The 8,960-nt window shown below is 54.1% G+C and carries 9 protein-coding genes; 1 reads left to right on the top strand and 8 read right to left on the bottom strand.

All coding sequences use genetic code 11. The features are described from left to right. Window positions 1-7: 7 nt before the first annotated feature. Window positions 8-3,565: a chromosome segregation protein SMC gene (gene smc, locus A6395_RS14530; RefSeq protein ID WP_071399585.1), complete on the bottom strand. Its 3,558-nt coding sequence runs from the start codon at window positions 3,563-3,565 to the stop codon at window positions 8-10. Window positions 3,566-3,680: 115 nt separating this feature from the next. Between smc and A6395_RS14525 the strand changes: the two genes are divergently transcribed. Beyond that, window positions 3,681-3,875 (top strand): DUF1128 family protein, encoded by a 195-nt coding sequence (locus tag A6395_RS14525; RefSeq protein WP_016509709.1) that lies wholly within the window; start codon window positions 3,681-3,683, stop codon window positions 3,873-3,875. Between the two features lie 37 nt (window positions 3,876-3,912). On the opposite strand, the gene rnc is transcribed toward A6395_RS14525, so the two are convergent. The 7 genes from rnc to A6395_RS14490 form a co-directional block, all read right to left on the bottom strand. Then, window positions 3,913-4,629, bottom strand: a complete 717-nt coding sequence (rnc, locus tag A6395_RS14520; RefSeq protein ID WP_070327951.1) for a ribonuclease III — start codon at window positions 4,627-4,629, stop codon at window positions 3,913-3,915. A gap of 121 nt (window positions 4,630-4,750) precedes the next feature. Then, window positions 4,751-4,990: an acyl carrier protein gene (acpP, locus tag A6395_RS14515; protein WP_016509693.1), complete on the bottom strand. Its 240-nt coding sequence runs from the start codon at window positions 4,988-4,990 to the stop codon at window positions 4,751-4,753. A gap of 59 nt (window positions 4,991-5,049) precedes the next feature. Then, entirely contained in the window at window positions 5,050-5,790 is a 741-nt protein-coding gene (gene fabG / locus A6395_RS14510) for a 3-oxoacyl-[acyl-carrier-protein] reductase (protein ID WP_070327516.1), read from the bottom strand. Further along, complete coding sequence (gene fabD, locus A6395_RS14505) at window positions 5,783-6,700, bottom strand: ACP S-malonyltransferase (RefSeq protein ID WP_070327517.1); 918 nt, start codon at window positions 6,698-6,700, stop codon at window positions 5,783-5,785. Before fabD ends, fabG begins: the two co-directional genes overlap by 8 nt. A gap of 18 nt (window positions 6,701-6,718) precedes the next feature. After that, complete coding sequence (gene plsX, locus A6395_RS14500; RefSeq protein WP_071399584.1) at window positions 6,719-7,708, bottom strand: phosphate acyltransferase PlsX; 990 nt, start codon at window positions 7,706-7,708, stop codon at window positions 6,719-6,721. Then, window positions 7,705-8,274: a transcription factor FapR gene (gene fapR, locus A6395_RS14495; protein ID WP_016509712.1), complete on the bottom strand. Its 570-nt coding sequence runs from the start codon at window positions 8,272-8,274 to the stop codon at window positions 7,705-7,707. Before fapR ends, plsX begins: the two co-directional genes overlap by 4 nt. An 85-nt stretch (window positions 8,275-8,359) precedes the next feature. Continuing rightward, window positions 8,360-8,960: helicase-related protein (locus A6395_RS14490; protein ID WP_286203279.1), on the bottom strand; the 601-nt coding region annotated here is incomplete at its 5' end.

The raw sequence follows: 8,960 nt of genomic DNA, 5'->3' as shown, positions 1-8,960 counted from the left end.
AAAAAACTCAAGTTAATTCCTCCATCTCTTCATCTGTCTCGACGACACGTTTCGCTTCTGATAATTCGACCGAAAGTACCTCCGAGACACCGTTTTGTTGCATCGTCACGCCATAGAGCGTGTCGGCCGCCTCCATCGTCCCTTTACGGTGGGTGATGATGACGAACTGTGTATCGATCGACAACGTGCGGACGTATTCACCGAACCGGTGGACGTTCGCCTCGTCGAGCGCCGCCTCGACCTCGTCGAGCACGCAGAACGGGACAGGGCGCGTCTTTAAAATCGCAAATAAGAGCGCGATCGCGGTCAGTGCCCGTTCGCCACCAGACAACAGACTTAACGTCTGTAACTTTTTGCCGGGCGGTTTGGCGACGATATCGATCCCTGTGTTTAATAAATCAGTCGCATCGACGAGTTTAAGGTCGGCCTCGCCGCCTCCGAACAGTTCTTTGAACGTCTGTTTGAAATGCGTGCGGACGGTCGCATACGTCTCGTTGAACAACCGTGTCACTTCTCGGTCCATTTCGGAGATGACGTCGTACAGGTCCTGTTTCGCATTGACGAGATCGTCTCGCTGTTCAGACAAGAACGTGAACCGTTCATTGACGAGTTCAAACTCTTCGATCGCACTCAAGTTGACCGGTCCGATCTCCTCGATTTGACGGACGAGCAACTTGAACTCTTCTTTCGCCTCGTCGAGCGGGATCGATAATACCGGGAGCAGGTCGTAGACGAGTCCACGTTCTTCGAGGGCGTCTAGTTTCCACTGCTGTTTCAACTCGAGTTCATTCGCCTCAGTTTCAAGCTTACGGACGTCGGCCTCGAATTGGCGGCGAACGTCCGTCGCCTGCTGTTCACGCTGTCTGAGGATACGGTGTGTCTCTTCCTCTGTTTTCAGCGTTTGCGACTGCGCTTCAATTCGCCCTTTCAACACTTTCATCTGCTCCGTCGCCCCGTCATGCTCGATTCGAAGTTCCGCGGATGAGACGATCCGTCCGCTTTCGAGCCGCTCTAGTTCGTGTTTGATTTGATCGAGTCGGGTCGTCTGTTTGTCGACTTCGGCAACGAGCCGTTCGACTTCCGTATTCACCCGATCCAGGTCAAGCGTATGACGTTGCAGGTCGAGCTCGTTTAGACGGATTGCCTCTTGCAATTGCCCCGTCGTCTCCGCGCCTTTCGCCTGCTCCGCACGCAACTGCTCGAGCTCTGTCCGCAGCGACGTCTGCAACACTTCCGTCGCCTCGAGTTCACTTGCGAGGCGCGTCAATTCTGCCGAAGATGTTTCAATCGTATGCGTATAGCGATTCATCTCGTGATCGAACAGTTCGAGTTGCGCTTTCGCGTCCTGGGTCGTCCGCTCTAATTCCCGGAACGAGGTCTCTAACGCCCGGAGCGTCTCTTCCTCTTGCCGTTTCCGTGTTCTGAGCGTGTGGAGCGACTGTTTGAGACGACTTGTCTCCGCTTCATACTCCGTCACACGAAGCTGCTGTTCGTGCAGCATGGCCAACCCTTGCGTCAATCCTTGTTTCAAATCATCGAGCTCTCTTGACTGGGTGAACAGGGCGACGCCTTGTTTCCGGCTCCCCCCTGTCATCGAACCACCGACGTTGACGATATCGCCGTCGAGCGTGACGATCCGGTAGCGATAGCCCGTCGTCTGAGCGATCCGGTTCGCGACCTCGAGCGTCTTGGCCACGATGACGGCCCCGAGCAAGGACCGTTTCAATTTGTCAAACAAAGGTTCCGTCGTCACGAGGTCCGATGCGATGCCGACGAAGCCGTCCATCGCCTCGAGACGATGGGCGACCTCGCTCGGGATAAAGCGCTCTTTCACCGTCGTCATCGGGACGAACGTAGCCCGCCCGGCATTAGCCCGGCGCAACTTGTCGATCTCACGGCGTCCGACCGCTTCATCTTCGACGACGACGTGTTGTTGCGTTTGACCGAGTGCCGTCTCGATGGCGGCCTCATATGATGGGAGCACTTGAATCAGCTCTGCAACTGCTCCGAGCACGCCGCTCGCACGGTCTTTCAATACGAATTTGACGGCATGGAAATACCCTTCGTATGATTGCTTCATCCGCTCTAACATGTCGATCCGGTCTTCGGTCTTTTGACGGCGCCGGTCGAGGTCATGATACGATTGTTCGGCTCGCGACAACTTTTCTCGGAGCGCGACTTCCTTAGCGACCAATGCCTCTTCTTCGGCCAACAGTTCCTGCCAAGCCGTACGTACCGCTTCAAGACGATCTCGGTTTGCATCGAGCGAGGCGGTCTGTTCGGTTCGAACATCAAGCCGGTCCTTGTTCTCACGCAAGAGACGTGCTTTCGCTTCCTCTGCCTGTTCGATGTCACGTCGTTCCCGTTTCTGTTGGTTGCTGAGCGTGGCTCGTGTCGTTGCTAGTTCGAACGCTTCACTTTGAAGCTGTTCGATCTCCGCGTTGAAATCGCGAGTCGCCGCCGTAAGCTTCCGCGCGAGCTCGTCACGTGTCGTCTCAACGGCCTGCAACGCTTCTGACTTCAAGGCTTTGTCCGTTTGAGCGACCGACAATCGCGACTGCAATTGCTCTGTCTCTTCGACCAACTCCGCGCGTTGGCGCTCGAGTCGTTCTTTCGTCTCTGCTCCGTGTTCTTCTCGCGCTTTGGCGAGTTTAATATCTCCTGAGAGCCGTTCGAGCTCAGTCGCTTGAAGACGCTCATCCTGATGGAGCGTCTCGAGGACGGCCCGATGCTCGGTCAATGTTTCCTCGAGCGCGGCCCGTTCGGTGACGAGCGCGTTCAGCGCCGCTTCTTGGTTGCGTAACTGTTCTTCTGCTGCCGTCTGTTGTGTTGTGGCGAAAGTGATTTTCGCCTTGAGCTCGGTGATCTCGGCACCGAGAATCCCGGTCTCGAGGTCGTCATGCCGCGCCTTGGCGACTTGGAACTCTCGAGCGAGTGCCGCTTGTTCACGAAGCGGTTCGACCCGGTCGGCAAGTTCATATAAGATATCGTCGACGCGCGACAAGTTCAGCTCGGTGTCTTGCAACTTTCGTTCCGCTTGTTTTTTGCGTTGGCGGTACTTCAACACGCCGGCCGCTTCTTCAATGACGGCGCGGCGATCTTCCGGTTTACCCGAGATGACTTGTTCGACCCGTCCTTGCCCGATGATCGCAAACGCGTCACGGGACAAACCCGTATCCATGAACAAGTCGATGACATCTTTCAGGCGGCACGGCTTTTTATTCATGAAATAGTCGCTGTCGCCACTGCGCGTCACGCGTCTCGTCACGCTCACTTCTTCATACGGCAGGCGCAAGTGCGCATCGCTATTATCTAAAACGAGCGTCACTTCGGCGACGTTGCGGTGGTTCTCGCCTTCGCTACCAGCAAAGATGACATCTTCCATTTTCGCCCCACGGAGCGATTTGGCCGACTGTTCGCCGAGTACCCAGCGAACAGCGTCCGATATATTTGATTTCCCGCTCCCGTTCGGTCCAACCACGGCTGTCACGCCGGGACGGAAATCTAGTTCAATCCGCTTGGCAAACGATTTAAAGCCAGCGAGTTCGATTCGTTTTAAGTGCATCGTGACCATCCTATCCTAAGTAAGCATTCATTCGTTTATTTTACCACAGTTGCTAGTTCGTCAAAATGCTAGAATCATGCTATTCTAAAAAGAACTGTAGAAAGGGGTACTACACATGACGAATGAACAAATGATCGAGGAAATCCTCGATAAAATGAACATCATCAACCGCGGTGCGATCAAGGCGGAAGAATATAACAAAGCCGATGCATCGGCCGTGAAAGAGATTTACGACTACGTGATGAACCGGTCATCACTCTCGATTTCTGAAGTCGACGGTCTCGTCGAAGAACTTGGCCAATTGACGTAACCAAAAGGAGTGGACCCGCGCGGGTCCACTCCTTTTTTTATAGGCCGGCGTACCGCCGATTGAATTCGATCAACGCTTCTTTAGCCGCGATCTGCTCGGCTTCTTTCTTCGAACGACCGATCCCTTCGCCGACGATATCGTCACTGAGACGAGCGTGGGAGACGAATTCACGGCTGTGGGCCGGACCGCGTTCTTCGATGATCGTATACGTGACCGGGCCGAGCCCTTCGCGCTGTACACTCTCTTGAAGTTGACTCTTATAATCGGTCTGCTCTTCAAACACACCGGCTAAGACTTTCGGAAAAACCGCTTCGGCGAGGAACTGTTCTACTGGTTCGATCCCTTGGTCAAGGTAGAGGGCGGCGATGTATGATTCGAACACATCGGCGAGTAACGCGGGACGTTTCCGTCCGCCCGTCAGCTCTTCCCCTTTTCCAAGCAAGATAAAATCAGAGAAAGCGTAGGCTTCGGCAAAGTTCACGAGCGATGGCTCACAAACGATGGCCGCCCGTAACTTCGTTAATTCCCCCTCGGAGCGCTCCGGATACGTCTCATATAAAAACCGGGACACTGTCAACTCGAGCACCGCGTCTCCTAAAAACTCTAACCGTTCATTGTCTTTTTTCAAACCGCGTTGTTCATTGACATATGATGAATGGGTGAACGCCTGCATTAACAGTTCTTGATTCGTAAATTTCACACCAAGTCGTTCCTCGAGTGACGTGAACTTCTCCACGATACGTGCTCGCTCCACTTCATTTCGTCGGCGTCTTTGCGCCGACCCTTGACGGTCGAACCGTCGCTTATCCTTTGTCATAAGTCCCTCCGTGTATAAGCACAAGCCCACCGCTCATTATGAGCGGTGGGAGGCTTGATTACAATTTTGTTTCGATGTAAGACACAACGTCGCCCACAGTTGCAAGCTTCTCGGCATCTTCGTCTTCGATTGTGATATCGAACTTGTCTTCAAGGTCCATGACCATTTCCATCACTTCGAGCGAGTCCGCACCGAGGTCGTCTTTAAATGATTTTTCGGCTGTGATTTCAGAAACGTCTTTCCCGAGTTTCTCTGCTACTGCTGCTTGTACGTCTACTAAGATTTGTTCTTTTGTCATGATAAAATCCCTCCAAAGTAAATTATATTAAATGTACTACAATTGGTAAAGTTCTGTTTTTACGCCATCGTCATGCCGCCGTCGACGGCGATCGTCTGCCCGGTCACGTAAGCGGCCTCGCTTGACGCGAGAAACGAGACGATGCTCGCCACGTCTTCGACTTGGCCGAAGCGATTGAACGGAATTTGTCCGAGCGTCGCTTCGCGCTGCGCGTCTGTCAACGCACCGGTCATGTCGGTCTCGATAAAGCCTGGACAGACCGCGTTCACCGTCACGTGACGGGCCGCGAGCTCGCGCGCCACCGATTTTGTGAGTCCGATGAGTCCAGCTTTCGCTGCCGCATAGTTCGCTTGTCCGGCGTTCCCCGTGATTCCGACGACCGAGGCGATGTTGATGATGCGCCCTGATTTCGACTTGAGGAGCGGACGCGTCGCCGCTTGCGACGTCAAGAACGCGCCTTTCAAGTTCGTCGCGAGCACATCGTCAAAGTCGGTCTCTTTCATGCGCATGAGCAGACCGTCTCGTGTGATCCCGGCGTTGTTGACGAGGCAATCCAAACGGCCGAACGTATCGACTGCCGTCTTGACGAGTGCTTTCACATCGTCAGCGTTCGAGACGTCCGCTTTGACGGCGATCGCCTCGCTGCCCGCCGCTTCAATGGCTGCAACGACTGCTTTTGCTTGCTCGACACTACCCGAGTAATTGACGACGACTCGAAAGCCGTCTTCCCCTAAACGCTTCGCGATGGCGGCCCCGATACCCCGGGACGCACCCGTCACGATTGCTACTTGGTCATGCACGCACTTCTCCCCCTAACGCTGCAACCTCTTCTAACGTCGTCACTTGTTTAAGTGTCACGTTTTTATCGATTCGTTTGATGAGCCCGGACAACGGTGACGTCGAACCGAACTCGATGAACGTATCGACCCCCTCAGCAATCGCTTTCCGCACACAGTCCTCAAACCGGACCGAGGCGTACAGTTGCTCGGTGAGAAGAGCTTTTAGTTTCTCGGCGTCAGTATGGACCGCCGCGTCGACGTTCGAAATGATCCCAATCGTCGCATCTTTGAACGGTGACGATGCGAGCACATCTTTAAACCGTGTCGCAGCAGGCATCATATACGAGCTATGAAACGCGCCTGACACGTCTAGCGGCAACACGCGTTTCGCCCCAGCCTGTTTTAAGTCTGTCTCTGCTTGTTTGACCGCGTCGACGTGACCCGAAATGACGAACTGGCCCGGACAGTTGTAATTGGCGATTTGTACAAGGTTTCCGCTGGCACTGATCTTCTCGGTCAAGTGGAACGCTTCTGCGACATCGGTCATGCCGATGACCGCTGCCATCGTTCCGTCCTTCACCTCGGACATGAGCTTACCGCGCTCACGTACGAGCACACACGCTTCTTCGAGATCGATGACGCCCGCGACGACGAGTGCCGCATACTCACCGACACTATGGCCAATCACGACGTCCGGTTTGGCACCGGTCTTCCCGTGTGCGAGCGCGAGCAGCGCCGCGTGCGCCACGATGGCAGGTTGTGCGACTTCCGTCTGTTGAAGCTCTTCTTTTGATCCGGCCGCCATGACGTCGAGCAAATCAAATCCGAGTCGACGATCAATCGCTTGCATCTGTTCAGGATCGTCTAAGAACGTTTGACCCATACCGACTGTTTGTGACCCTTGGCCGGGAAATATCCACGCTTCTCTCATGTACTCACCTTCTTTACGTTAGTCTGTTGCTTTCGCTTGTTTGATCTTCGCGACGACATCATGGTCAACCATGATTTTCGCCTGTTTGAGCGCACTCATGATGGCTAGTGCGTCACTCGACCCGTGCGCTTTGATGACGGGAGCGTTGATTCCGAACAAGCCCGCACCACCTTGCTCACGATAATCTAATGTTTGTTTCAAGTTTTTCAGTTTCGGTTTTAAGACGAGAGCCGCAAGCTTCGAGACAATATCGCTCGTGAACTGTTCTTTCAACATTTTCATGAGCATTGACGAAGCACCCTCCACACCTTTCAACAAAATGTTTCCGGCAAATCCTTCTGTCACGATGACATCGACGTCACCTGACATCGCCTCGCGGGCCTCGACGTTTCCGACGAAGTGGACCGGAGCCTGTTCGAGGAGGGGGAACGCTTCTTTCGTCAGCGCGTTTCCTTTCCCAGCCTCCGTCCCAATGTTTAGGAGTGCGACACGTGGGCGCTTGATGCCGCGGACGTGCTCGGCGTATAGCGAACCCATGATCGCGTAATCAACCAAATGTTCTGCCTTAGCGTCCGGATTGGCCCCGACATCTAAGACGACGACACCGCTACCCGTATATGTAGGGAACGTTGGCGACAGTGCCGGACGTTCGATTCCAGGAATCCGACCGATGACAAAAAGCGAAACCGCCATGAGCGCCCCGGTGTTCCCGGCCGATACGAGTCCATCTGCTTTCCCGTCTTTGACGAGCTGAGCCGCTACGACGAGCGAGCTGTCTTTTTTCCGGCGAACCGCCCGGACCGGTTCATCTTCGCCTGTGATGACTTCGCTCGCAGGAACGACTGTAATCCGCGGGTCGGTCAACCCGTAGGATGCAAGCTTCACTCCATCACCGACTAGAAACAGTTCCATCTGCTCGTCCGGAAAACTTTCAGCAAATTGTTTTACGCCGTCCACGATTGCTTTTGGGGCATGATCCCCACCCATTGCATCAATTGCTAACTTCATACTTGTTCCTCCTCACCGCGACGATAAATCGTGAAGTCTCCGCTAAAGACACACTCTTCGCCGACATAACTATCCACTGAGACGTCCGTCCGTCCGTCTCGACGCAGTTTGACAACACGAGCCTTGGCAACGACTCGCTCTCCGAGATGAACTTGGCGACTAAACCGGATTTCCGCTTTAGTGGTCAACGCCAGTTCGTCGTCGATGAGCGCCACCGCTAACGAGTTGGCCTGAGCGAACAAGACGTGTCCACGGGCGATCTCATTGCGGCTAAAGACGTGTTCTCTTTCCATGTCGAGAACCGAGATGGCCGATTCGTCGAGTTTCAAGTCAATCATATCACCGATGACCTCGCTCATTGCGAGCGACTTCACTTCATCGAGGTGCTCCGAAGCAACATGCTTGATCCGTTCCCGGACTTCAGGAATTTTAAGCTCCATCCGATCGAGACGGATCGTTTGAATGCTGACGGCGAACTGCTTCGACAGCTCGTCGTCTTTAATGAACGGGTTATGTTCAATCGTCTCTTGCAGTAAGCGTTGCCGCTCCTTCTTAGGTACCCGCATTCAGTTCCCTCCTAAACTCTTCCCTAAAGAACTTAATACCTGGTACTAATAGCAGTATATATTCTTTAGTTTTAATTTTCAAGTGTTATTCTAACCTTTCACCGACAAGTAAGTCGAGTCGCTTCAAGTATTGACGCAGCGGTCTGTACGAGGACTCCTGCCAAAACGTCTCGCTGCCGAGCAAGCGGACGGCGTCTTGCATCGCCACTTCCATCACTTTGAGGTCGAGCACCGGGTCGGCGACACGGAAACTCGGCAACCCGCTTTGGGCTGTCCCAAAGAAGTCGCCGGCGCCGCGGAGTTCTAAATCTTTTTCCGCTAACACGAATCCGTCGTTCGTCTCCGTCATCGTCTTCAAGCGGAGCTTACCGACATCAGACTTCGGGTCTCCTACTAATATACAATAAGATTGATGTGCGCCTCGACCGACGCGCCCCCGTAACTGATGGAGCTGGGCCAAACCGAACCGTTCCGCATCGTGGATCACGATGAGCGAGGCGTTCGGCACGTTCACCCCGACCTCGACGACCGTCGTCGACACGAGAATTTGCAGGGAGTTGTCAGCGAACGCCTTCATCACTTCATCTTTCTCGGCACTCGACAGTTTTCCGTGCATGAGTCCGACCGCATAGTTCGGGAATCGCTCGTTGAGTAAATGATACAACTCGGTGGCACTCTCGACTTCG

Source organism: Exiguobacterium sp. SH31 (genome assembly GCF_001816105.1).
Classification (GTDB): Bacteria; Bacillota; Bacilli; order Exiguobacteriales; family Exiguobacteriaceae; genus Exiguobacterium; species Exiguobacterium aurantiacum_A.
This window is presented reverse-complemented; position numbering and strand designations above follow the sequence as displayed.